Origin of the sequence: Caulobacter sp. BK020, assembly GCF_004342605.1 — a bacterium.
Classification (GTDB): domain Bacteria; phylum Pseudomonadota; class Alphaproteobacteria; order Caulobacterales; family Caulobacteraceae; genus Caulobacter.
Genome location: NZ_SLZL01000002.1, coordinates 368,214 through 390,920, shown reverse-complemented (window position 1 = coordinate 390,920; position 22,707 = coordinate 368,214). Strand labels below are relative to the sequence as shown.

At 67.9% G+C, this 22,707-nt stretch carries 20 protein-coding genes; 13 read left to right on the top strand and 7 right to left on the bottom strand.

The window, feature by feature from the left end:
- The first annotated feature begins 252 nt into the window (after positions 1 to 252).
- From tyrS to EV278_RS03990, 4 genes are all read left to right on the top strand, one after another.
- Positions 253 to 1,524, top strand: coding sequence for a tyrosine--tRNA ligase (tyrS, locus tag EV278_RS04005; protein ID WP_132086880.1), 1,272 nt, complete (start codon positions 253 to 255; stop codon positions 1,522 to 1,524).
- A 152-nt stretch (positions 1,525 to 1,676) separates the two neighbouring features.
- Positions 1,677 to 2,162 (top strand): peroxiredoxin, encoded by a 486-nt coding sequence (locus EV278_RS04000; protein WP_132086878.1) that lies wholly within the window; start codon positions 1,677 to 1,679, stop codon positions 2,160 to 2,162.
- Between the two features lie 204 nt (positions 2,163 to 2,366).
- Positions 2,367 to 3,524, top strand: a complete 1,158-nt coding sequence (locus EV278_RS03995; RefSeq protein ID WP_132086876.1) for a peptidoglycan DD-metalloendopeptidase family protein — start codon at positions 2,367 to 2,369, stop codon at positions 3,522 to 3,524.
- Entirely contained in the window at positions 3,505 to 3,981 is a 477-nt protein-coding gene (locus tag EV278_RS03990; RefSeq protein ID WP_132086943.1) for a polymer-forming cytoskeletal protein, read from the top strand. Before EV278_RS03995 ends, EV278_RS03990 begins: the two co-directional genes overlap by 20 nt.
- A 56-nt stretch (positions 3,982 to 4,037) precedes the next feature.
- Here EV278_RS03990 and prfB read toward each other — a convergent pair.
- The 3 genes from prfB to EV278_RS03975 form a co-directional block, all read right to left on the bottom strand.
- Positions 4,038 to 5,157 (bottom strand): peptide chain release factor 2 gene (gene prfB, locus EV278_RS03985; RefSeq protein WP_132086874.1). Its coding sequence is split into 2 segments (ribosomal slippage): positions 4,038 to 5,087 and positions 5,089 to 5,157, totalling 1,119 coding nucleotides; the frame shifts between segments, so codons are not numbered across the junction.
- 86 nt (positions 5,158 to 5,243) lie between these two features.
- Positions 5,244 to 7,619: a penicillin-binding protein 1A gene (locus EV278_RS03980; RefSeq protein ID WP_132086872.1), complete on the bottom strand. Its 2,376-nt coding sequence runs from the start codon at positions 7,617 to 7,619 to the stop codon at positions 5,244 to 5,246.
- Positions 7,620 to 7,727: 108 nt separating this feature from the next.
- The gene (locus EV278_RS03975; protein ID WP_132086870.1) at positions 7,728 to 8,927 is read right to left on the bottom strand and encodes an N-acetylmuramoyl-L-alanine amidase; all 1,200 of its coding nucleotides are present in this window, start codon (positions 8,925 to 8,927) and stop codon (positions 7,728 to 7,730) included.
- Between the two features lie 413 nt (positions 8,928 to 9,340).
- Between EV278_RS03975 and EV278_RS03970 the strand changes: the two genes are divergently transcribed.
- The 4 genes from EV278_RS03970 to EV278_RS03955 all read left to right on the top strand — a co-directional run bounded on the left by EV278_RS03970 (position 9,341) and on the right by EV278_RS03955 (position 14,503).
- On the top strand, positions 9,341 to 9,559 hold the full coding sequence (locus EV278_RS03970; protein ID WP_132086941.1) for a hypothetical protein: 219 nt from the start codon (positions 9,341 to 9,343) through the stop codon (positions 9,557 to 9,559).
- On the top strand, positions 9,483 to 12,164 hold the full coding sequence (locus EV278_RS03965; RefSeq protein WP_132086868.1) for a ribonuclease E/G: 2,682 nt from the start codon (positions 9,483 to 9,485) through the stop codon (positions 12,162 to 12,164). Before EV278_RS03970 ends, EV278_RS03965 begins: the two co-directional genes overlap by 77 nt.
- Before the next feature lie 147 nt (positions 12,165 to 12,311).
- Positions 12,312 to 13,742, top strand: a complete 1,431-nt coding sequence (locus tag EV278_RS03960) for a M48 family metalloprotease (RefSeq protein ID WP_132086866.1) — start codon at positions 12,312 to 12,314, stop codon at positions 13,740 to 13,742.
- A 23-nt stretch (positions 13,743 to 13,765) separates the two neighbouring features.
- The gene (locus EV278_RS03955; RefSeq protein ID WP_132086864.1) at positions 13,766 to 14,503 is read left to right on the top strand and encodes a DsbA family protein; all 738 of its coding nucleotides are present in this window, start codon (positions 13,766 to 13,768) and stop codon (positions 14,501 to 14,503) included.
- A gap of 9 nt (positions 14,504 to 14,512) precedes the next feature.
- Here EV278_RS03955 and EV278_RS03950 read toward each other — a convergent pair whose 3' ends face one another.
- Both EV278_RS03950 and thiS read right to left on the bottom strand, forming a co-directional pair.
- The gene (locus EV278_RS03950) at positions 14,513 to 15,328 is read right to left on the bottom strand and encodes a thiazole synthase (RefSeq protein WP_132086862.1); all 816 of its coding nucleotides are present in this window, start codon (positions 15,326 to 15,328) and stop codon (positions 14,513 to 14,515) included.
- 45 nt (positions 15,329 to 15,373) lie between these two features.
- Positions 15,374 to 15,574, bottom strand: coding sequence for a sulfur carrier protein ThiS (gene thiS, locus EV278_RS03945; protein WP_132086860.1), 201 nt, complete (start codon positions 15,572 to 15,574; stop codon positions 15,374 to 15,376).
- Positions 15,575 to 15,653: 79 nt separating this feature from the next.
- Between thiS and EV278_RS03940 the strand changes: the two genes are divergently transcribed.
- The 4 genes from EV278_RS03940 to aat are packed head-to-tail and all read left to right on the top strand — an operon-like array spanning position 15,654 to position 18,683.
- Complete coding sequence (locus tag EV278_RS03940; protein ID WP_057186734.1) at positions 15,654 to 16,097, top strand: type II 3-dehydroquinate dehydratase; 444 nt, start codon at positions 15,654 to 15,656, stop codon at positions 16,095 to 16,097.
- 40 nt (positions 16,098 to 16,137) lie between these two features.
- Positions 16,138 to 16,650 carry an acetyl-CoA carboxylase biotin carboxyl carrier protein gene (gene accB / locus EV278_RS03935; protein ID WP_132086858.1) on the top strand — a complete coding sequence of 171 codons (513 nt, stop codon included), beginning with the start codon at positions 16,138 to 16,140 and terminating at the stop codon, positions 16,648 to 16,650.
- A gap of 5 nt (positions 16,651 to 16,655) precedes the next feature.
- On the top strand, positions 16,656 to 17,999 hold the full coding sequence (gene accC / locus EV278_RS03930; protein WP_132086856.1) for an acetyl-CoA carboxylase biotin carboxylase subunit: 1,344 nt from the start codon (positions 16,656 to 16,658) through the stop codon (positions 17,997 to 17,999).
- Between the two features lie 30 nt (positions 18,000 to 18,029).
- Positions 18,030 to 18,683 carry a leucyl/phenylalanyl-tRNA--protein transferase gene (gene aat / locus EV278_RS03925; RefSeq protein ID WP_132086854.1) on the top strand — a complete coding sequence of 218 codons (654 nt, stop codon included), beginning with the start codon at positions 18,030 to 18,032 and terminating at the stop codon, positions 18,681 to 18,683.
- Here the strand turns inward: aat and EV278_RS03920 are convergent.
- Positions 18,620 to 19,273, bottom strand: a complete 654-nt coding sequence (locus EV278_RS03920; RefSeq protein WP_132086852.1) for a DUF2155 domain-containing protein — start codon at positions 19,271 to 19,273, stop codon at positions 18,620 to 18,622. The two genes, aat and EV278_RS03920, sit on opposite strands and share 64 nt — an antisense overlap.
- Before the next feature lies 1 nt (position 19,274).
- Positions 19,275 to 19,670 carry an NADH:ubiquinone oxidoreductase subunit NDUFA12 gene (locus EV278_RS03915; RefSeq protein ID WP_132086850.1) on the bottom strand — a complete coding sequence of 132 codons (396 nt, stop codon included), beginning with the start codon at positions 19,668 to 19,670 and terminating at the stop codon, positions 19,275 to 19,277.
- Between the two features lie 244 nt (positions 19,671 to 19,914).
- Here EV278_RS03915 and EV278_RS03910 point away from each other — a divergent pair, with 244 nt between their 5' ends.
- A complete protein-coding gene (locus tag EV278_RS03910; protein WP_132086848.1) occupies positions 19,915 to 22,680 on the top strand; it encodes a ribonucleotide reductase in 2,766 nt (921 codons plus the stop codon).
- The last annotated feature ends 27 nt before the right edge of the window (positions 22,681 to 22,707 follow it).

Below are 22,707 nucleotides of genomic sequence, written 5' to 3'. Positions count from 1 at the left end.
CCCGGCCCGGGTAGCTAGGCCCCATGATCGATCAAAGCCGCCTCACCCGCGCCTATTACCGCCCGCTGTCCTAGCGGGAGGCCGACCGATCACGTCGATGCGCCCGCCCCGCCGGCGACGCGTCAGACCAGCGAACGTCTCCGGATCATTCCCCAGGAGACCTTGCCGATGAAACCCTCGCCACAGACCGCCCCCGCCGTGCTAGACGCCCATTCGTCTCAAGTTCAGGCGCCGAAATCAGAGAGTCGAGCCATGTCCGCCCCCGCATCGTTCAAGTCGGAATTCCTCCAGACCCTGCAGGCGCGCGGCTACATCCACCAGATCACCCATCCGGACGAGCTGGACGCCGCGGCGGCCGGGGGCGTGGTCACGGCCTATGTCGGATTCGACGCCACGGCCTCCAGCCTGCACGTGGGCAATCTGATCTCGATCATGATGCTGCGCCGCCTGCAGCAGACCGGCCACAAGCCGATCGTGCTGATCGGCGGCGGCACCACCAAGGTGGGCGATCCGTCGGGCAAGGACGAAAGCCGCAAGATGCTGACCGAGGACGGCATCAAGGCCAATATCGCCAGCATCAAGCGCGCTTTCGAGAAGTTCGTGGCCTTCGGCGACGGGCCGACCGACGCAGTCATGGTCGATAACGACGAATGGCTGAGCAAGCTCGGCTACATCGAGTTCCTGCGCGAATATGGCGCGCATTTCACCGTCAACCGCATGCTGGCCTTCGACTCGGTCAAGCTGCGGCTGGATCGCGAGCAACCGCTGACCTTCCTCGAATTCAACTACATGCTGATGCAGGCCACCGACTTCCTGGAGCTGAACCGCAAGCGCGGCTGCGTGCTGCAGATGGGCGGCTCGGACCAGTGGGGCAACATCCTCAACGGCGTTGAGCTGATCCGCCGCGTCGACCAGAAACCGGCGTTCGGCCTGACCACGCCGCTGCTGACCACGGCCTCGGGCGCCAAGATGGGCAAGACCGCCGCCGGCGCCGTCTGGCTGAACGCCGACGCGCTGAGCCCCTACGACTACTGGCAGTTCTGGCGCAACACCGAGGACGCCGACGTCGGCCGGTTCCTGAAGCTGTTCACCGACCTGCCGCTGGATCGGATCGCCGAGCTGGAGGCCCTGCCGGGCGCCCAGATCAACGAGGCCAAGAAGGTGCTGGCCGACGAGGCCACGCGGATGGCGCATGGCGGGGAGGCTGCGAAGTCGGCGCGAGAAACGGCTGAGAAGGCTTTCGAACAGGGACAGACATCCGCCGATCTCCCGACAGTCGAATTGGTCTGGGCTGGCCCTGAAGGCGGCCTCACCCGTCGAACCGCTGAAGCGCTCGTCAAGGAAGCGGGGCTCGCGACTTCCATGCGTGAGGCTCGCGATCTCATCGGCGGTGGCGGCATCCAGATCAACGACGCCAAGCCGGCTGTCGGCGACCTCTACGAACGCGATCAAGTCATTGCCGAACTCGGGGCTTTCAAGGTTCAGAAAGGCAAGAAGAAGATCGTACTGGTGAAGCCTATCTAATTTCCGCTCATCCCGGCGAATGCCGGGACCCAGATCCGATAGCGGAGTGCTTGTTTGGAATGGCTCAAACGCTTCTGGCGTCAGCCACACCGCCATTCCATCCGGGTCCCGGCATTCGCCGGGATGAGCGGTTCAAAGTTGAGGACATGAAGATGACCCAAGAGCTCCAGTCCGGCGACAAGGCCCCCGACTTCGACCTGGCCACCGACACCGGCCGCGTCAGCCTTTCCGCCCTGAGCGGCAAGGCCGTCGTGCTCTACTTCTACCCGAAGGACGACACGGCCGGCTGCACGTCGGAGGCGCTGCAGTTCTCGTCCGAGGTCGAGGAATTCGCCAAGCTGGGCGCGGTGATCGTCGGGGTGTCCAAGGACAGCGCCGCCTCGCACGCCAAGTTCCGCAAGAAGCACGACCTGACGGTCGAGCTGGCCGCCGATCCCACCGGCGAGACCGTCGAGGCCTACGGCGCCTGGGTCGAGAAGAGCATGTACGGCCGCAAGTACATGGGCATCGACCGCTCGACCTTCCTGATCGACCGCGAGGGCGTGATCCGCGCCGTCTGGCGCAAGGTGAAGGTGCCCAACCACATCAAGGCGGTGCTGACCGCCACGCGGGCGCTCAAGGAAGGAACCCTGAAATAACGGTGTGGCTTCCCCGCCTCAGGCGTGCGGTTATCGCCACAACGACCCGCGCCGGTGGTGGCCATCGGGCACGGAACCTTTTATCGGTTGAGTCGCTAAGGCAAAAAGTCGCCCTGTGTTCACACACGGCGCGAAGTATCTTGCGCGTTTCTGCTTTCTCGTTGCATATCGCCGGGACCTTGAAAACGGGGGTTTCCTAGGGCGATGGCGATCACGCGCTTCAAGCGAATCCGACAATCCCTGGAAGCGCTCTTCCCCGAGCGTCATCTCTATGTCCGCTCCGGCGGCGAGATGCGCGGCTACGTCTTCTCCACCGGCAAGCAGCTGATGTGCGCGACCGGCGTCGCCGCCGCCGCCCTGTGGATGGGCGTGTGCACCGCCGCCATGATGATCAACGTGCTGTCGGTCAGCTCGACCGACCAGGTGGTCATCAAGCAGAAGGCCTATTACGAGCGCCTGAACGCCGACCGCCAGGCCCGCCTGAACAGCGCCGTGGCCCAGCTGTCGGCCAGCAGCGGCTCGCTGGACGAACTGGCCAACTCGGTCGAGAAGCGTCACGCCGCCCTGGCCCTGCTGGTCAGCGACTTCAAGGGGGTGCCCGGCGCCGCCCAGGCCCTGCAAGTCGGCAAGCCGCACCCGCTGGGCGCCTCGCCGATCGAGCGCATCCAGGCCACGCGCATGGACCAGGAACGCCTGATCGACGCGGCCGAGACCTTCGCCAAGAGTCGCGCCGAGCGCCTGCGCCTGGCCATGCGGATGGCGGGCCTGGACGCCGGGGCCTTCACCAGCCGCGGCGGCGGCTCGTCGCTGGGCGGCCCGCTGATCGAGGCCAAGGACCCCCGCGCCCTGGCCGCCGTGCTCGATGTCGACGAGGACTTCGCCGGCCGCATCCAGCACGCCGCCACCGACATGTCGGACATGCGCCAGCTGAGCGCCGCCTCGCAGCAGCTGCCCTTCTACCGGCCGACCAACAATCCGGCGCTGAGCAGCAGCTACGGCGTCCGTTTCGACCCCTTCACCCATCGCCCGGCCTTCCACTCGGGCCTGGACTTCCCCGGCTCGTTCTACACGCCGATCATGGCCACCGCCCCGGGCGTGGTCTCCTATGTCGGCGTGCGCTCGGGCTACGGCAACGTCGTGGAAATCGACCACGGCAACGGCTTCAAGACCCGCTACGGTCACCTGCAGGCCGCCTCGGTCCGGGTCGGCCAGCGCGTGGCCATCGGCCAGCGCATCGCGGCCATGGGCTCGACCGGCCGCTCGACCGGTCCGCATCTGCACTACGAAGTATGGGTCAACGGTCGGGCCCAGAACCCGAACCGCTTCTTGAAGGCTGGTGAGTATGTTCAGCAAGCAAGCTAAGGCGTCCAAGGGCTCGGTCCAGATCGAGCCGCTGCCCACGTCCATGGCGCCGGCCGCGTCCGACGCCGCCCGCAAGGTTCCGCCCAAGGTGGCCTCGCTGGTCTCTCCCGACATCACCATCGAAGGCGGCGTCACCGGCGACGGCGAGTTGCAGATCGACGGCGTGGTGCGGGGCGACGTTCGCGTGGGCCGGCTGACGATCGGCGAAACCGGCCATGTCGAGGGCTCGATCTACGCCGAGGCGGTCGAGGTCCGGGGCCGGATCGTCGGCGCGATCACCGCCAAGCAGGTCCGCCTCTACGGCACAGCCTACGTCGACGGCGACATCACCCACGAGCAGCTGGCGATGGAAACCGGGGCCTTCTTCCAGGGCCGCAGCCTGAAGTTCCAGCGCCCCGCCGCGCCGCAGGCCCAGCCGGCGCCGCCGCCGATGCTGGAAGCCAAGCCGGTCGGCTAAGACAGAAAACGCCCCGGATCGCTCCGGGGCGTTTTGCACTTCGGGTCCAGGCCGGACTAAGCCTGGGCGTCCCGGGTGGCCCCGACGCGCTGGGCCAGCGAAGCGCCCATGAACTGGTCGAGGTCTCCGTCCAGCACGCCTTGGGTGTCGGACGTCTCGACATTGGTCCGCAGGTCCTTGACCATCTGGTAGGGCTGCAGGACGTAGCTGCGGATCTGGTGCCCCCAGCCGATGTCGGTCTTCTGGTCTTCCAGGGCCTGCTGGGCCGCTTCCCGCTTCTGCAGCTCGGCCTCGTAGAGCCGGGCCCGCAGCATCTTCCAGGCCTCCTCGCGGTTCTGGTGCTGCGAACGGCCGGCCTGGCAGGCCACGGCGATGCCGGTCGGGATGTGCGTCAGGCGCACGGCCGAGTCGGTCTTGTTGATGTGCTGGCCGCCCGCGCCGGAGGCTCGGTAGGTGTCGGTGCGCACGTCCGACGGATTGATCTCGATCTCGATCGTGTCGTCGACCACCGGATAGACCCAGGCCGAGGCGAAGCTGGTGTGGCGCTTGGCGGCCGCGTCATAGGGGCTGATGCGCACCAGGCGGTGGACGCCGGCCTCGGTCTTCAGCCAGCCATAGGCGTTGGTTCCCTTGACCAACAGGGTGGCCGACTTGATGCCGACCTGGTCGCCCGAGGTCTCCTCGACCAGCTCCACGCTCATGCCATGGGCGTTGGCCCAGCGGCTGTACATGCGCAGCAGCATGCCCGCCCAGTCGCAGGATTCCGTGCCGCCGGCCCCCGAATTGATTTCGACATAGCAGTCGTTGCCGTCGGCCTCGCCCGACAGCAGGGCCTCGAGTTCGGCGCGGCCGGCGCGTTCCTTCAGGTCCTTCAGCTGGGCGCGGGCGTCTTCCAGCAGGGCTTCGTCGCCCTCCATGTCGGCCAGTTCGGCATATTCCAGCGCGTCCTTCAGGCCCTGTTCCAGAACCTGCACGGCCTCGACGCGGGCGGCCAGGCCGGCGCGTTCGCGGGAAACAGCCTGGGCTTCCGCCGGGCGGTCCCAAAGGGTCGGGTCCTCGACCCGGGCGTTCAGCTCATCGAGCTTGCGGAGGGCGACATCCCAGTCAAAGACGCCTCCTGAGCAGTCCCACGGACTGCTCGATGTCGGCCGCGGAGGCCTCGACATCCGGTCTCATCACGTAACTCCGTGACAGTGTTGAAGGGCGCGGGACATAGCCCGCGTCCGGAGTCGGCGCAATGACCCCGGCCGATTGATCGACGATTAATAGAGCCCGCTGATGTCCGGCGCCTGGGGCGGCGGCTTGGCCGGACCCTGGGTTGGGGCCGGTCCGATCTGGCCGTCGGGCCAGACCTGGCCATAGGGCTGCGGGCCAGTGCTCTCGGTCGGGACGAACACCTTGGGCTCGGTGCCGGGACGGAAAGCCTCGCGAATGCCGCGGACCATGGCGAACTTGGCGTTGGCGGGCGCTCTAAACTCGGTCTTCGGCTGGCCCTTCAGCGCCTCTCGCATGAAGTCCATGAAGATCGGCACCGGACCGGTCGCGCCGGTTTCGCCCTCGCCCAGCGAGCGATTGTCGTCAAAGCCGATGAAGACGCCAACCACCAGGTTGGGCGAATAGCCCATGAACCAGGCGCTGCGATACTCGTTGGTCGTGCCGGTCTTGCCGGCCAGCGGGTAGCCCAGCGAGCTGGCCTGGGCGGCAGTGCCGCGCTGGACCACGCCCTGCAGCATCGAGGTGATCTGGTAGGCGGTGATCGGGTCCATCACCTGCTCGCCAAGCGCCGGGATGCGGGGGCTCTCGTCGCCGTTGAAGCCGGCGTTGCAGCGCACGCAGTCGCGCTTGTCGGCGCGGAAGATCACCTTGCCCTCGCGATCCTGCACCAGTTCGATCAGGTGCGGCTCGACCCGGCGGCCGCCGTTGACGAATGGCGTATAGGCCGTGGTCAGCTTGAACGGCGTGGTCTCGCCCGCGCCCAGGGCCATGGCCAGAACGGGGGCCATGTCGCGGGTGACTCCGGTCTTCTTGGCGGTCTCGACGATCTTCTTCATGCCGACGCTCTGGGCCAGGCGCACGGTCATGGCGTTGATCGACTGCTCCAGACCCTTGCGCAGCGGCAGGGCTCCATAGAACTTCTTGTGATAGTTCTCCGGGCTCCAGTCCTGGCCGTTGGCCCCCTTCAGGGTGATGGCGCTGTCGACCACGACGCTGGCCGGGGTGTAGCCGTTTTCCAGGGCCGTGGCGTAGACGAACGGCTTGAAGGCCGAGCCCGGCTGACGCATGGCCTGGGTCGCGCGGTTGAAGTTCGACAGCGAGAAGCTGTAGCCGCCGACCAGGGCCACGACGCGGCCCGAATAGGGCTCCATGGCCACCAGGGCGCCGTTGACGATCGGGATCTGGCGCAGGCGGTAGGCGGCGGCGCCATCGGGCTTCTCGACGAAGACCAGGTCGCCGACCTTCAGACCCTTGGTGGCGTTGGCCCAGGCCATGTCCTCGCCGGCGATGGCCCCCTCGCCCTCCCCCTTGGCCAGGCGAACCCCGCCCGAGGTCGAGGTGACGACTGCTGGCCGCCAGCCGCGACGTTCGGACGGCGGAGCCTTCTTCAACGCCTGCTTTTCCCAGTCGGCGTCCAGGGTTTCCACGTGGCCCCAGGCGCCGCGCCAGCCGTGGCGGCGATCGTACTTCTCCAGGCCTTCCATCAGCGCCACACGCGCCGCGGTCTGCAGCCTGGGATCGAGGGTCGTGCGCATGTAATAGCCGCCCTCGTTGAGGCGCGGACCCAGGGTGGCGACGCCGCGCTGGCGCACCTCCTCGACGAAATAGTCGGCGTCGCGATAGGCGGCGCGTTTGGGGGCCGGCTGGACGATCAGGTCCTCGGCCATCGCCTTCTTGGCGTCGGCCTGGCTGACCCAGCCCAGGTCGGCCATCTGGCCCAGGATCCAGTCGCGCCTGGCCTTGGCCTTGGCCTTGTTGCGGATCGGATGATAGTTGTCGGGTCCCTTGGGCAGCGCCGCCAGGAAGGCGCTTTCCGCCAGGGTCAGCTCCGGCAGCGACTTGCCGAAATAGTTGTAGGCGGCCGCGCCGACCCCGTACGAGCGATAGCCCAGCCAGATCTCGTTCAGATACAGCTCAAGGATCTGCTGCTTGTCGAGCGACTGCTCGAGGCGGTGCGCCAGGATCGCTTCCTTGAACTTGCGCCCCACCGTCGCGTCACTGGTCAGCAGGACGTTCTTGGCGACCTGCTGGGTGATCGTGGAGCCGCCTTCCAGGCGACGGCCGCGGGCGGCGTTGCCGATATTGTTGAGCATGGCCCGCGAGAAGCCGCCGACATCGACGCCGCCGTGCTTGAAGAAGTTGTGGTCTTCGGCCGCCAGGAAGGCCTGGGCCAGCTGCGGCGGGATCTGGTCGTAGGGCACGAAGATCCGGCGTTCCTTGCTGTACTCGCCGATCAAGGTGCCGTCCCAGGCGTAGACGCGCGTGGCGGTCGGGGGGCGATAGTCCTGCAGCTCGCCGGCGTCCGGCATGTCGTGGAACAGCCAGGCGGCATAGATGGCGATGGCGAATCCGGCCACGGCGATCGCGGACAGCACCGTGACGCCGGCGATGGCGATCCATCGTTGTCTAGGCTTCAGATCCACGCCGCCTCCGTCGGGCGACGCACTTTCGCCCGCTCCGTTGGAATCCTCTAGCGCGCATCGGCCGAGGCGCCAACGGCTCTCGCCGTCCTCACGGGTGAGCCTTCCCGCCTAGCGGGCGGCCAGGCGGGTCTGGGTCGCGAAATAGGATTCGATCGACCCGGCCACGGCGTCCATCAGCCGGCCCCGACCGGCCGAGGTCTTGAGCAGCCGTTCGTCATCGGCGTTGGTGATGAAACCCATCTCCAGCAGCACGGCCGGCACGTCCGGCGCCAGCAGCACGATGAAGCCGGCGTCGCGGTGGCTGCGGCGCAGCAAGGTCGTCTCCTCGCCCACCGACTGCAGCAGGGTCTCGGCGAAGGCGGCGGAGCGGTTCTTGGTGGCGCGCTGCGACAGGTCCAGAAGGATCTGGCTGACGGCGCGATCGCGGCCCGGCAGATTGGCCTTCATCAGCCAATCGTCCTTTTCGAGCACCCGAGCCACGCGCTCGGTGCCCTTTTCGGACAGGGTGTACACGCTGGCGCCGCGGGTCGTGGCGTCGGGGCCCGAGTCGGCGTGCAGCGAGATGAACAGGTCCGCGTCGGCCCGGCGGGCGATCTGGACCCGGGCTTCCAGCGGCACGAAGGTGTCGGACTGCCGGGTCATGACCACGGTGTAGCGGCCCGACTTCTCCAGTCTGGCTTTCAGCGCCTTGGCCGCGGCCAGGGTGACGTCCTTCTCGGCGGTGTCGGAGCCCGAAGACCCCGGATCCTTGCCGCCGTGACCGGCGTCGATGACAATCACCTTCTTCAAGCGCAGGGCCGGAGCCCTCGTCGGCGCCGAAACCAGGGTCGGCTTCAAGCTCGGCGTCTGAGCCGCGCCGGCCGCGTCCGTGGATTTCAGGTCGATGACATAGCGATAGGCCGAAGCGCCGTCGCCCGGCGGCAGCAAGAAGCGCCGGCGAACCTCGGCGTTGGCCTTGAGGTCCAGGCGCAGGCGGGCGCCGCCCGCGGCTTCGTCGATCGCCCAGCGCTCGACCAGGCCCTGGCCCGCCCCCTGCAGATCGCCGGCCGTCGCGACATTGAGCAGCGCGATCACGACCCGGCGATCGGCGGCGCCGTCCGCCAGCAGCTTGCCCGTCGCGGCGCGATCGAGGTCGATGACGATGCGGGTTTCGTTGCGGTCTCCACCGAAACGAACCTTCTGGACGCCGGCGGCGGGCGCGGGACCGTGAGCCATGGCCACAGCCACGCCGGCCAGGGCCAACCCGCCGACGATCATCGCCGCCCGCGCCCACCCTGTCCTCGTCGCCGAGATCAAGACACCGTTCATGCCATCCATCGCCCCAAGGGCCCAACCTAAACCAAAACTGATATCTGCATTTCCGGGTAGAGAAAGCGTTAACCCAAGGCGCGACACGGCGGCGCAGATGGCGTCAGTCGAGCGCTTTTCTTTTACGATACGATGTTGCTACACTATGGTCCGCGCGCTGAGCGCCGTGATCGTCATGGCGGAAAGCGTGAGCGGCTCCTATCTCACGGACCGGCTTGTATCCCTGAGGGTGCAATCTGCGTTCGTGGCCGGACCGCCGGACTGAAACGAGTTTGGGCTCGATTACCAGCGTGAGGCGCGAAGCCTTCGCCTGGATCGTCCCGCAGGGTTCGCGTTGGACCCTTAAGCCGCTCCGGCGTCGACGCTCCATCCGATCCGCGCCCTCCGGCGCGTTTAAGGAACACAGAAACCTTATGGGCTGCGCCGCACCCGACCGCCTTTGGCGACCGACCTTCCGCAACCGCTTCGGCGGGGCGACGGGCGGTGACGTGCGCGCCTTTCAATCATATCGGCGCCCGGACCTAGCGTTCGCCGCGCGCCGTGGAGATACCCTTTATGTCGAAGAAGATGTTGATCGACGCCGCCCACGCCGAAGAGACGCGTGTGGTGGTCGTGGACGGTACACGGGTTGAAGAATTCGATTTCGAAAGCCAGACCCGAAAGCAGCTCCGAGGAAATATCTATCTCGCCAAGGTGACCCGCGTTGAGCCCAGCCTCCAGGCTGCGTTCATCGAATACGGCGGCAACCGCCACGGCTTCCTGGCCTTCAACGAGATCCATCCGGACTACTACCAGATCCCGGTCGCCGACCGCGAAGCGCTGATGCGCGACGACTCGCACGATGACGAGGACGATCATCATCACGCCCGCGAGGACGATGACGGCGACGTGGTCGACGACGAGGAAGACGCCGTCGAGGAAGAACTGGCGCGCCGCAAGCGCCGCCTGATGCGCAAGTACAAGATCCAGGAAGTGATCCGCCGCCGGCAGATCATGCTGGTCCAGGTCGTCAAGGAAGAGCGCGGCAACAAGGGCGCGGCCCTGACCACCTACCTCTCGCTGGCGGGTCGCTACGGCGTCCTGATGCCCAACACCGCCCGCGGCGGCGGCATCAGCCGCAAGATCACCACGGTCACTGACCGCAAGCGTCTCAAGAGCGTCGTGCAGGGCCTGGACGTGCCGCAAGGCATGGGCCTGATCGTCCGCACGGCCGGCGCCAAGCGCACCAAGGCCGAGATCAAGCGCGACTACGAATACCTGCTGCGGCTGTGGGAAAACATCCGCGACAACACCCTGCACTCGATCGCGCCGGCGCTAATCTACGAGGAGGAAGACCTCGTCAAGCGCGCCATCCGCGACATGTACGACAAGGATCTGGAAGGCATCTGGGTCGAGGGCGAGGCCGGCTACAAGGAAGCACGCGACTTCATGCGCATGCTGATGCCGAGCCAGGCCAAGAAGGTCTTCCCGTACCGCGAGCCGGCCCCGCTGTTCGTCAAGCACAAGATCGAGGACCATCTGGCCCAGATCTATTCGCCGGTCGTGCCGCTGCGCTCCGGCGGCTATCTGGTGATTAACCAGACCGAGGCCCTGGTCGCCATCGACGTCAACTCGGGCAAGGCGACGCGCGAGCGCAACATCGAAGCCACCGCGCTCAAGACGAACGTGGAAGCCGCCGAGGAGGCCGCGCGCCAGCTGCGCCTGCGCGACCTGGCCGGCCTGATCGTCATCGACTTCATCGATATGGATGAAGCCAAGAACAACCGCACCGTCGAAAAGGTCCTCAAGGACGCCCTGAAGGACGATCGCGCCCGTATCCAGATGGGCAAGATCAGCGGTTTCGGCCTGATGGAAATCAGCCGCCAGCGTCGCCGCACCGGCGTGCTGGAAGGCACCACCCATGTCTGCGAACACTGCGACGGCACCGGCCGCGTCCGCTCGGTGGAATCCAGCGCGCTGGCCGCCCTGCGCGCCGTCGAGGTCGAGGCCCTGAAGGGCGGCGGCGCTGTCACCCTGAAGGTCAGCCGCCCGGTCGGCATCTATATCCTCAACGAAAAGCGCGCCTATCTGCTGCGCCTGCAGCAGACCCACGCCCTGTTCGTCACGGTCCTGGTCGACGACAGCCTGCATCAGGCCGAGCACGACATCGACCGCACGGAACTGGGCGAGCGCCCCGCCCCGCAAATCTTCGCGCCGATCGAGCCCGACCCCGTCTATGACGACGAGGCGTTCGAGGACGAGGAGGACGAAGACGACGAGGAGATCGTCGCCGAGGACGAAGACGAGAGCGAAGAGGACGACGCGCCCCGCGCCGCCCGTCCGGCCCGCGCCGAGGCGTCCGAGGACGAGGGCGGCCGTCGCGGTCGCAAGCGTCGCCGTCGCGGCGGTCGTCGTGACGATCGCGACGAAAGCCCGGCCGAGGCCGCTGGCGAAGACGACGAGGACGACGCCGAGGGCGTTGACCGCGCCGAGGGCGACATCGAGGGCGAGGATGAGGAATCCCGTCGTCGCCGTCGTCGCCGGGGCCGTCGCGGCGGCCGTCGCGGCGGCCGCGAGGACGGCGATCGTCCGGCCGACGTCTTCGCCTGGACTCGTCCGCGAGTGCCATTCGGCGAGAACGCCTTCGTCTGGCATGATCCCGAGGCCCTGGACGGTCGTCGTCCGGCCAATGATCGTCCGGAGCGCGGCGAACGTCCGGAACGGGCCGAAGCGCCGGTCGCCGAACGCGCCGAGCGTCCGGAACGCGCCGAGCGCGGCGAACGCGGCGGTCGTCGTGGACGGGGTCGTGGCGAACGCGGCGAGCGGACCGAGGCGCCCGAGACGACGCGCGCTGAACGCACCCCTGCCCCGCGGGTCGATGTGGCCGAACTGGAGGTCGCGCCGCTGCCCCCGCCGGTGATCGAAGGCCCGCCGGCCGACGTCTGGGTCGAACTGCCGCCGCAGGACGAGGCGCCCAAGAAGGCCCGCCGTCCGCGCAGCCGAGGACGCAAGGCCGCCGACGCCGAAGCTTCGACTGAAACCACTGTCGCCGTTGAGGGTCCCGTGGTTGAGGCTCTCGCTGTCGACGCCATCGAGGAAGCGCCCTTGGTCGCAGCCGACGTCGAAGTCGCCGCTCCGGTCGTCGAACCGGAGCCCGCGGCGGCGGCGGAGTCGGCGCCTTTGGTCGCCGAACCCGATCCGGCCGAAATCTCGACCCCGCCGGAGAAGCCCAAGCGCGGCTGGTGGCGCCGCGGCTGATGATCTCGAGATGAAGCTCGGCGGAGCCCTGGTCCCGCCGAGCTTCACGCCTATATCGCGGGATAGGGCCGACGGAATGTTCCCAGGTCGTCGAGAACAGCGTTAGACTGCCGGCTTGAGCGCGGGGGCGCGATCAGGAGAGTTTCGATGACCTCCCGGACAAGGGCGGCTTCCGAAAAAATAGCCAGGAAGACGGGATCGGCGCTATCGGCGCTGGCCCTGCTGGCGGCCACCCTGGCGCCCCTCGCCCCGGCTCATGCGCAGGACGGCCCCTCGCTGATCCGCGACACCGAGATCGAGGAAATCCTTCATCGCGACGCCGATCCGATCTATGCGGCGGCCGGGCTGGATCCCAAGACGGTTCGCATCCTGCTGGTGGGCGACAAGGAACTGAACGCCTTCGCGACCCAGGGCCTGATGATGGGCCTCAATACCGGCCTGATCCTGCAAACCGAAACGCCCAATCAGCTGAAAGGCGTCATCGCCCACGAAACCGGACACCTGGCCGGAGCCCACCCCCTGCGGTCGGGCGAGATGATGCGGGCCGGCCTCAAGCCGATGATCCTGACCATGGGCCTGGGCGTCCTGGCCGCCCTGGCCGGCGCGCCGGACGCCGGCGCGGTGCTGATGGGCAACGCCTCGTACTTCGGCCAGCTCGGCGCCCTGGGCTACAGCCGCGATCAGGAATCGCGCGCCGACCAGGCCGGCGCCGGCTTCCTGGAGGCCACCGGCCAATCGGGCCGCGGTCTGGTCGAGTTCTTCGACAACTTCCGCTACCAGGAAGTCTTCGACCAGTCGCGGCGCTTCGCCTATTTCCGTAGCCACCCGCTGTCGGGCGACCGGATCGACGCCCTGCGCAGCCGTGTCGAAAAGCTGCCGCACTACAACGCCGTCGACGATCCGGAGTCCCTCGCCGAGCACGAGATCATGAAGGCCAAGCTGGAGGGCTTCATCAATCCCGGCGTGGCGATCGTGAAGTACAAGGAAACCGACCGCGCCTTCCCCGCCCGCTACGCGCGCGCCATCGCCTATTACCAGATGAAGGAGCCCGACCGGGCCCTGAAGATTCTGGACGGGCTGATCACTGAAAATCCGAACAATCCCTATCTGTGGGAGCTGAAAGGCCAGATCCTGTTTGAGTTCAACCGGGTCAAGGAAGCCGAGGAGCCGCAGCGCCGCTCGGTGGCGCTGAAGCCCGACGCCGCCCTGCTGAGGGTCAATCTGGGCCAGACCCTGATCGGACTCGACGACCCCAAGAAGGTCGAGGAAGGCATCAACGAGCTGAAACGCTCCCTGCTCGACGAAAGCGACAATTCGGTCGCCTGGCGCCTGCTGGCCCAGGCCTATGACAAGCGCGGCGAGGACGGCCAAGCCCGCCTGGCCACCGCCGAGCAATATTTCAACATGGGCGCGACCCAGGAAGCGCGGGTCTTCGCCATGCGAGCTCGCGAACTGCTCAAGAAGGACAGCGTGGAATGGCGCCGCGCCACCGACATCGTCCTGACCTCCAATCCTTCCAACCAGGACCTGAAGGACCTGGCCAAGGAAGGCGCCGTCACCTCGGGCCTGCGCCGCTAGGCCGCCCCCTTCCAGAGACCTCCATGCCCCTCACCTTCCGTCCGCTGGCGGTCGCCGCCGCGTCCATCGCAGCCCTCTCCCTGATCGGTTGCGGCCAGGCCAACGCCGACAAGGCGTTCGGCGAGAAGGTGCACGCCTATCTGATCGAGCATCCCGAGGTGCTGGTCGAGATGAGCGCCAAGCTGCAGGAAAAGCAGGTCGCCGAGAAGACGAAGAACGCCAAGAGCGCGATCACCAAATACCGCCAGGCGCTTGAGAACGACCCCCGCGACTTCGTGGCCAATCCGAACGGCTCGATCACGGTGGTCGAGTTCTTCGACTACCGCTGCGGCTACTGCAAGCTGGCCGCGCCGCAGGTCGTCGAGCTGATCCAGAAGAACCCGGACGTGCGCTTCGTCTTCAAGGACTTCGTGATCTTCGGCCACGACTCGGAAGTCGCGGCCCGGATGGTCCTTGGCGCCAAGGACCAGGGCAAGACGATCGAACTGCACAAGCGCCTGATGGCCGAGAAGAGCCTCGACGAAACGGGTGTCGTCCGTATCGCCCAGCAGCTTGGGATCGACGTGGCCAAGGCTCGCGCCATGGGCGTGTCGGAGGCTACGACCCAGCACCTGGCCGACACCCACGCCCTGGCCGAGGCCTTGGCCATCGAAGGAACACCGGCTTTCCTGGTCGGTGACACGATGATCCCCGGCGCCGACATGCACGCCCTGAACCTGGCGATCGACCAGGCCCGCGCCGGCAAGGCCAAGAAGGTCTAGGCTTTTGGCCTAGATCAGGCCCGCCAGCGGCGAGCTGGGATCGGCGTAGAGCCGCTTCTGCATCCGGCCGGCCAGGTAAGCCTCGCGCCCGGCGATCACCGCGTGCTTCATCGCCCGGGCCATGCGGATCGGATCCTTGGCCTCGGCGATGGCGGTGTTCATCAGGATGGCGTCACAGCCCAGCTCCATGCCGATCGCCGCGTCCGACGCCGTGCCCACCCCGGCGTCGACCAGCACCGGCACCCCGGCGTTCTCGACGATGATCCGCAGGTTCACCCGGTTCTGGATGCCCAGCCCAGAGCCAATCGGCGCGCCCAGCGGCATGATCGCCACCGCGCCGGCGTCCTCCAGCTTGCGGGCGTAGACCGGGTCGTCCGAGCAATAGACCATGACCTGGAAGCCCTCGGCGACCAGCAGCTTCAGCGAGCGCAGGGTCTCTTCCATGTCGGGATAGAGGGTCTTGGGATCGGACAGCACCTCCAGCTTCACCAGGTCCCAGCCGCCGGCCTCGCGAGCCAGGCGCAGGGTGCGCACCGCATCCTCGCCGGTGAAACAGCCGGCGGTGTTGGGCAGGAAGGTGAACTCGGTGGGCTTGACGTAATCGACCAGCAGCGGCTGGGACGGGTCGGTCAGGTTCACACGACGCACAGCCACGGTGACGATCTCGGCCCCCGCCGCCTTCGCCGCCGCGGCGTTGGTGGCGTAGTCCTTGTACTTGCCGGTGCCGACGATCAGGCGCGAGCGGAAGGTGCGGCCGGCAACGGTCCAGGTGTCTTCGGCGTCGACGGCCGAAACGGCGGATTCGGGAGGGACATGCGCGTTCATGGGGCGGGTTTACGCCTCCGCGCCCAGGGTTTCAAACGCCGAGACCTAGCCGCCCCCAATGAAGGTGACGATCTCGATCCGATCGCCGTCGGCTAGGGCGGTCTCGGCATAGGTCGACCGCGGCGCGATCTCGAGATTGCGCTCGACCGCCACCTTGCGGACGTCCAGCCCGAGCGTCGACACCAGATCCGCGATGCTGGCGACACCCGCGATATCCCGCTCTTCGCCGTTCAGTAGAAGCCTCATGTCACCTCCGAAGCGAGCCCTGCTTGTGACGCGGGGGAACCGGCTATACAAGACCTCCCGGAATCGACGGCGGAGCCGAATGGTAAAACCGATCCATGTGCTGAGCGGACCCAACCTCAACCTGTTGGGAACGCGCGAGCCCGAGATCTACGGCAAGGACACGCTCGACGATGTCCGCACGCGCTGCGAGGCGCGCGCGGCCGCTCGGGGTCTTTCCGTCGTCTTCCGGCAGAGCAACCACGAAGGCGCGCTGATCGACTGGGTTCAGGAAGCCCGGACGGAGGCTTGCGCGTTGGTGATCAATCCGGCGGGCTATGGACATACGTCGATCGCTCTCCTCGACGCCCTGAAGACCTTGAATATCCCGGTCATCGAGTGTCACCTGTCCAACCCGGCGGCGCGGGAGGAATTCCGCCGCCACACCTTCGTTTCGCTCGCGGCGACCGGGATCGTCTCCGGCTTCGGCGCGGCGAGCTATGAACTGGCGATCGAGGCCGCTGCCGGCCTGATCGGCGCGAACTAGCCGGCGATCCCGGCTTCAGAAGACAGCAAGGTAACCTTCCATGTCCAATCCCAAGGCCCCCGCCGATCCGGTCGAGACTCCGTCGATCGACGCCCGCCTGGTCCGCAAGCTGGCCGACATCCTGAAGGACACCGGCCTGTCGGAGATCGAGGTCGAGCATGCGGGCCTGAAGATCCGGGTTGCTCGTGAACTGACCGTCGCCGCAGCGCCGGCCCAGTACGTCCAGGCGACGGCCGCGCCGGCCTATGCGCCCGCTCCGGCTCCCGCCGCCGCTGCGCCTGCCGCCGAGGCCGCCGCGCCCGCCCCGGCCGCCCAAGCCGGCGAGGCCGTGAAGTCGCCGATGGTCGGCACCGTCTACCTGTCGCCGCAACCCGGCGCCGACGCCTTCATCAAGGTGGGCGACACGGTGAGCGCCGGCCAGACCCTGCTGATCGTCGAAGCCATGAAGACCATGAACCCGATCTCGGCGCCCAAGGCCGGCAAGGTCGTCGAGATTCTCGTGGCAGACGCCCAGCCCGTCGAATTCGGCGAGCCGCTCGTCATCGTCGAGTAGTCGGCATGTTTGACAAGATCCTCATCGCGAACCGAGGCGAGATCGCGCTTCGGGTTCACCGCGCCTGCAAGGAAATGGGCATCGCCACCGTGGCGGTCCATTCCGAAGCCGACGCCAATTCCATGTGGGTGCGACTGGCCGACGAAAGCGTCTGCATCGGCCCGGCCTCGGCCGCCAAGAGCTATCTGAACATCCCGTCGATCATCGCGGCCGCCGAGATCACCGGCGCCCAGGCGATCCATCCGGGTTACGGGTTCCTGTCGGAAAACGCCCGCTTCGCCGAGATCGTCGGCGCTCACGGTTACACCTTCATCGGCCCCAAGCCCGAACACATCCGGATGATGGGCGACAAGATCACCGCCAAGCAGGCCGTCAAGGACGCGGGCATCCCCGTCGTTCCCGGCTCCGATGGCGGCGTGTCGACCGAAGAGGAAGCCTTCGAAGCCGCCGAGCGCATCGGCTTCCCGGTGTTGATCAAAGCCGCCTCCGGCGGTGGCGGTCGCGGCATGAAGGTGGCCCAGACTCGCGAGGATCTGGCCGAGGCGGTCTCGACCGCCCGCTCGGAAGCCCGCGCGGCGTTCGGCGACGACACGGTCTATATGGAGCGCTACCTCCAGAAGCCGCGCCATATCGAGCTGCAGGTCATCGCCGACAGCCACGGCAACGTCGTTCATCTGGGCGAGCGCGACTGCTCGCTGCAGCGCCGTCACCAGAAGGTGCTGGAAGAAGCCCCCTCGCCCGCCCTGGGCGCCGAGGACCGCGCCAAGATCGGCAAGATCGTCGTCGATGCCGTCAAGGCCATCGGCTATCTGGGCGTCGGCACGATCGAGTTCCTGTGGGAGAACGGCGAGTTCTTCTTCATCGAGATGAACACCCGCCTGCAGGTCGAGCATCCGGTCACCGAAGCCATCACCGGCATCGACCTGGTCCGTGAACAGATCCGCATCGCCGCCGGCCTGCCGCTGTCGTTCACCCAGGACGACGTTGTCTTCGAAGGTCACGCCATCGAGTGCCGGATCAACGCCGAGAACGCGCGGACTTTCACGCCTTCGCCGGGCACCATCACCGACTTCCACGCTCCCGGCGGCCTGGGCGTCCGCCTGGATTCGGCGATCTATACCGGCTACGCGATCCCGCCCTATTACGACAGCCTGATCGGCAAGCTGATCGTCCACGGCCGCGATCGTGAGGAATGCATCGCTCGCCTTCGCCGCTGCCTGGGCGAAATGGTGGTCGGCGGCATCGAGACGACGATCCCGCTGTTCCAGGATCTTCTGGTGCAACCCGACATCCTGGCCGGCGATTACGACATCCACTGGCTGGAGCGCTGGATCAAGGCGCAGGGCTAGAGGCCTGCTCAAGGAGTCGGGCGGAGCGCCATGGACGACGCCTTCACGGTCGATGATCTCATCGCCTGCTACGAGCGCGGCGTCTTTCCCATGGCGGACGCCCGCCACGACGAGAGCATCTTCCTGATCGACCCGGAACGCCGGGGCGTGCTGCCGCTGGACGGCGTGCACGTCCCGCGCCGCCTGGCCCGCACGGTTCGGGCCCAACCGTTCGAGGTCCGCATCGACACGGCCTTTGACGCTGTCGTCGAGGCTTGCGCGGCCGCGCGGCCGGGACGCTTGGAGACCTGGATCAACAATCCGATCCAGCGCCTCTACGGCCAGTTGTTCGCCCGCGGCCTAGCGCACAGCGTCGAGTGCTGGGACGGGGAGGATCTGGTCGGCGGGCTCTACGGCGTGGCGTTCGGCGCCTGCTTCTTCGGCGAAAGCATGTTTTCCACCCGTCGCGACGCCAGCAAGGTGGCGCTGATCCACCTGGCGGGCCGCCTGATCGTCGGCGACTATCGCCTGCTGGACACCCAGTTCATCACCGAGCATCTCGAACAGTTCGGAACGATCGAGATCTCGCGCGCCGACTATCGCCGTCGGCTGGGACGGGCCTGGGCGGCTTCCGCCGATTTCTACCGGCTGGCGGCCGGCGCCACGGGGGCTGATGTCTTGCAGGCGATCAGCCAGGCGTCATAGACCGGATGTTCCAGCGGGTTCAGGCCCGGTGAATTGGCGTACATCCAACCCTTGTAGATCTGGCGTCCGGCCGGCGCCACGCGCCCTGGCAGGGCCTTGGGCTGGGTGTCGACCGTGACATAGGCCACCGAGTCCGGAGCGTCCTCGTCGGGCGCGGTCGTTTCGCAGGCGCGGACCGTGAAGATCAGGGTCTTGTAGCGGATCGGCTGGCCGACCGGGGCCTCGAACCGCATGGTCTCGGTGGTCACCTTGTCGAGCGCCTGCAGAATGGCGACCGAAGAGCGGGCGCGCTTAAGCGGCTCGGCCGGCTTGTCCGGCGTGGTCGCGGCGGGCTTGGCCGCGGCCGGGGTGGGCGTCTCGTTCGCGGGCGGCGAGGCGGTCGTCGTGGGCGTAGGGGTCTGCGTCGCTGGGCGCGGTCCGGGCGAAGGCCGCGGCTGCTGGGACGCGACGACCGGCGTGGGAGCCGCCGGCGGCGTCGGGGCGGTCGGCGGCTGCTGCGGCGTGTTTTGAAGCGCCCAGGCCCCGCCGCCAACGAGCGAACCCGCGACGACCAGCGCCATCACGCCCGCCAAGGACCGCCGGACCGTCATCCTATTCGGGCGACCAGGGCTTGTAGTCGCTGGTGGCGACCGCGCGTTCGCCGCCGCGGGCCAGCGAGCCCTTCGGCCGCCAGGCGTGGATCGTGCCGGTCAGGTTGGGATGGTGGTCCTTTTCCCAGGCGCGGCGCTTCAGCGGCGCCGTGGTCGGCGGCTCGTCGAAGGTGTAGTGCAGCCAGCCGCTCCATTCGGGCGGCACCTTGGACGCCTCGGCATAGCCGTCATAGATGACCCAGCGACGCTTGCGGTCGTCATAGCTGTCGCGGTTGTCGCGAGCTTCGAAATAGCGGTTGCCGTAATCGTCCTGGCCGACGAACACGCCACGACGGCTAATGTGGAAGCGCTGACCGATGGTCGCGCCGTTCCACCACGTAAAGATCGCTTTCAGCACCGCGTCAGCACCAATCTCGCAAGGGTCCCAAACTGGGAGGATTTCGGGCAACGCCAAGGCGTTGCGAAGCGGCCGGACTATAGGTCGGCGGCTCCTCAGCGTCCAGCATCCGACGCGCCAATGCCACGTCAACATCTTGTGGATCGCAAGGCGACAGACCCCCACATCTATTGAAGGCCGTGGTTCGACGATCTAGGATGGCTAATTCTTGGCGCATCCTGGCGCCCAGACCGCGGAATCGCCCATGCGCATCCAGTCTCGTCACCCCGCCTCCGCTCCGCGCCTTGCGTTGCGCGAGATCGAGCGTCCCAGCACGGTCATCGAGGTGCTGGCGCCCGAAGACTGGCCGGACGCTCGGGTCGAAGCGTGGCTGGATTGGGCCGTCCGGGACCGGAATGACGGCGTGATCGACGCCGAGGCCCCGCTCGGCGGCGGTCCCGTCCGCTATGCGGATCAGCTGGCCAAGACCGGCCTGTCCGAAGGCCTGTTCGGCGACGCCGCCGACGCCGACGCTTTCCGCGACGCCTTGCTGGCCACCATGCTGACAGGCGTGGCCTCGCCAGCCAGCGCCGCCATCGCGCCGCAGCGGCTGCCCGACATCGGCGAGATCGAATTCAAGCGGGCCGCCCAAGGCCATCTGGCGCACTGGCGGTCGGCGCGTCTGGCCGCCAAAGCCGCCGCCCGGCTGGACATCGCCCTGGCCCAGGTCGGCGACGCGGTCCAGCGCTGCCATGGCGACGCCAAGGCCTGCGCTGATCCATCCAAGAACAGCGCGCTCGGCCGCGCTGCACGCCGGGCTCGAGACCTGGGCGCCGACGACCGGATGATCTTCGACGCGATCGCCCTGGCCGGCGCGCCAGGCACGAGCTTGATCGAACCAGAGGCGACGACCCCAGCTCCGTTGGTCGCCTCGGCTTCCCGCCAAGGCGTGGCGGCGGTCGACGAGGCCGGCAGTTTCGCCGCACGGATCGGCTGGGAGACCAGCGGCCTGGTGCTGGCCTTTTCGCCCGAGGACGCCGAAGCCCTGGCCCGAGGCGCGCCGGTTCGCGCCGCGATCGACGTCACCGCCTTTCAGCAGGGCGAAACCTTCGACACCGCGGGCTTCAATCAGGTGGTGGGCCTGTGGGCCACGGCCCTGGAGATCGAACGCGGCGACCGCCCAGCCGAGATCGGCCTGGCCGGGGTCGGCGACTGGCTGCTGACCCAAGGTCTTTCGCCTGCTAGCGACCTTGGGCGAGACGCGGCGTCGGCGCTCTGGGCGCTGGCTGTCGGCGCGGCGCTGAGCGCCAGCGCAGAGGCCGCCGCCGCGCTCGGTTCCGATCCCGCCTTTGCTCAGGAACGCCAGTCGGTGTTGCGCGGCTTGGCCGAGCGCCGCGTGCGCGCCGCCGCCCTGCGCTCGCCCCTGGCCTCGGAGGCCGCCGCCGCCCTGGCTGTCGCCCATGGCCTGGCCCGCAAGCACGGTTTGCGCTCGTCGCGCCTAGTCGCCGCCTTCGCCGATCCGGAGGCGGCCCTTCGCCTGGGCGGAAAGGCTCTGGGCCCCGCCGCCGCCGCCGCGCCGGTCTCGGCCGCCCAGACCGCCGACGGCCTGCTGGTTCCGACCTTCAGCGCCGCCGCCCACCTCTGCCTGACCGAAGCGGGCGCCGACTTCGACGCCGCCCGTCGGCACGCCATCGGCCACGGTTCGCTGGCCGAGGCGCCAGGGATCGACCACATGGTCCTGCAGGCCCGCGGCTTCACCGCTCATGAGATCGAGCTGGCCGAGGACGCCCTGCGCTTGGCCGACAACCTGCGCGCCGCCTTCGCCCCGGCGGTGATCGGCGCGGGCTTCCTCAGCGACGTTCTGGGCGTTCCCGCCGACCTTCTGGCCGATCCCGACTTCGACACCCTGGCGTTCGCTGGCTTCTCCGAGACCGAGATCGAGGCGGCCGAGCGCCACGCTCTGGGCGCGCGCCGCCTGTCCGACTGCGAGGCGCTGGAAGGCGAACTGCGGGCGCTGTTCGCGGCAGTCGAACTCCCCGTCCTGGCCGATCGGCTGGCGATGCAGGCCGCCGTGGAAACCTTCACCTGCCTGGCCAGCCCGGCCGTGCTGGACCTGCCCTTCGACGCTCGCCCAGCGGACGCCGCCCGCCTGCAAGCCGCCGCCGCCCGAGCCGGCGTCAGAGCCCTGCGGCTGAACCGCCTCGCGCCGCCGGCGGGTTTCGCCCTCCCCCTGCCCGAGGAGGCCGAACCGCCCAAACCGGCCCGCGCCGAGGCTCTCGTGGCGGACGCCCCGCCCGCGCCGGTCAAGGAGCGGATCGTCGAACGCGTGGTCGAGCGGGTTGTCGAGCGCGGCGGCCGCGCGCGCCGCAAGCTGCCCGATCGCCGCAAGGGCTATATCCAGAAAGCCGCGGTCGGCGGCCACAAGGTCTATCTGCACACCGGCGAATACGAGGACGGCGAGGTCGGCGAGATCTTCATCGACATGCACAAGGAGGGCGCCGCCTTCCGCAGCCTGATGAACAATTTCGCCATCGCCATCTCGATCGGCCTGCAATACGGCGTGCCGCTGGACGAGTTCGTCGACGCCTATGTCTTCACCAAGTTCGAGCCGGCCGGACCGGTGACCGGCAACGACTCCATCCGTTCGGCGACTTCGATCCTGGACTATATCTTCCGCGAGCTGGGCGTGTCGTATCTGGGCCGTGACGACCTGGCCAACGCCGATCCGGGCGAGTTCAACGCCGACGGCCTGGGCCGGGGCGAAGGCGCGCCCGACGGCGAGGTCGAGGCCGAGCCCCTGCCCGCCAGCAAGTTCATCTCCAAGGGCTTTTCGCGCGGCGCCGCGCCGGACAATCTGGTGTTCCTGCCGTTCGGCGGCCGTCGGGACCAGGAACCCCGACCGGTCGGCGCCAGCGGCGACGTCTGTCCGGCCTGCGGTGACCTGGCCTTGAGCCGCAAGGGCGGCTTGGTGGTCTGCGACAGCTGCGGAACCCAGGCCAGCGCCCCTTCCGGCGAGAGCGACGCCGGCTAGCCGTTTGCCTGGCCTTAAGCTTGCGTG